The sequence below is a fragment of the Spirulina sp. 06S082 genome (assembly GCF_034932145.1).
GTDB lineage: Bacteria > Cyanobacteriota > Cyanobacteriia > Cyanobacteriales > Spirulinaceae > CCY15215.
This window is the reverse complement of record NZ_JAYGHV010000112.1, coordinates 1-1199: the sequence shown is the minus strand read 5'-3', so window position 1 is coordinate 1199 and position 1199 is coordinate 1. Positions and strand designations below refer to the sequence as shown.

The following is a 1199-nucleotide window of genomic DNA, read 5'->3' as shown; positions in this document are numbered from 1 at the left end:
TCATCTCAATATTGGGAATTCAATCTCTCCCCAAGCGGCCATTGGAATATCTATCATTTTCAGGATTATCGAGAAGGAATGAGAGAAGAGATAAAATTTATGACCTTACCGTTTTTGATTCGAGAAGAAAATAATCGTGTATCATTAAATATAGAGCTTAATTTAGACGCGATCGCTTCCCCAGATCGAGTTTTAGAAGTTGCCATTAGTACCGTTATAAAATTTAAAAATGGCGATCTAGCTTATTATGCCCTAACTCATCCTCAAAAACAAGCTGATTTTCATCATCAAGATAGTTTTGTGATTCAATTATAGGAATGATATTTCGCGAATTAGTGCTAGAAAATTTTGGACCTTATTATGGTCGTCAGGTTATCGATTTGTCTCCGGAAAACAAGGGAGAATATTATCCGATTATCTTGTTAGGAGGAATGAATGGAGGCGGAAAAACGACCTTAATGGATGCCATTCGTCTTGCTTTTTACGGACAACGCGCACAATGTTCGACCCGAGGAAACCTAAGCTATCAAAACTTTCTTGAACAATGTATAAATCGTAATGCAAAAGGCACAGAAGAAACAAAAATAGAACTTGCTTTCGATCATATTAAAGATAATAAACCTGTTCTTTTTCGCATTCGTCGGCGCTGGACAAAGAATCCAAAAAATGGTAGAGATTCTCTAGAGATTATTACCGATACATGGCTAGATGAAACCATTACAAAAACATGGGATGAACGAGTTGAATATATTTTACCCATTGGTATCTCTAATTTATTTTTATTTGATGGGGAACAAGTAAAAGAATTAGCAGAACTAGATTCTCCTCCCCCTCAAGTTGTGGAGGCAATTCAATCTTTATTAGGATTGGAATTAGCAAAAAGATTATCCTCAGATTTGGATACTTTAGCCCATCGCAAGCGCAAAGAATTAGCAACACAAAAAGAATTAAAAGATTTAGAAGAATTAGAAAGCCAGATTGTTAAATTACAAGTAAAAAAAGAGAAAATCAAAGAAGAAATAGACAATTTAGGTATTAAAATTAGAGCAGCAGAACGCGAACACGATCGCGCTGATGATAAGTTTCTTACCCAAGGAGGAGAAATTGCCTCTCAGCGCAATAGAATTAACGTTGAAATTGACAAATTGAAGAAAGAGGTAGAAATCGAACGCTTAAACTTGCGCGATCGCGCTGCAAAT

1 protein-coding gene and 1 pseudogene are annotated in these 1199 nt (G+C 35.8%); both read left to right on the top strand.

The features are described 5' to 3' along the window. A pseudogene (locus tag VB714_RS07360) lies at positions 1–315 on the top strand (hypothetical protein); the annotation flags it as partial. A 2-nt stretch (positions 316–317) separates the two neighbouring features. Further along, on the top strand, positions 318–1199 hold an 882-nt coding region (gene dndD, locus VB714_RS07355), incomplete at its 3' end, for a DNA sulfur modification protein DndD (protein WP_323222633.1).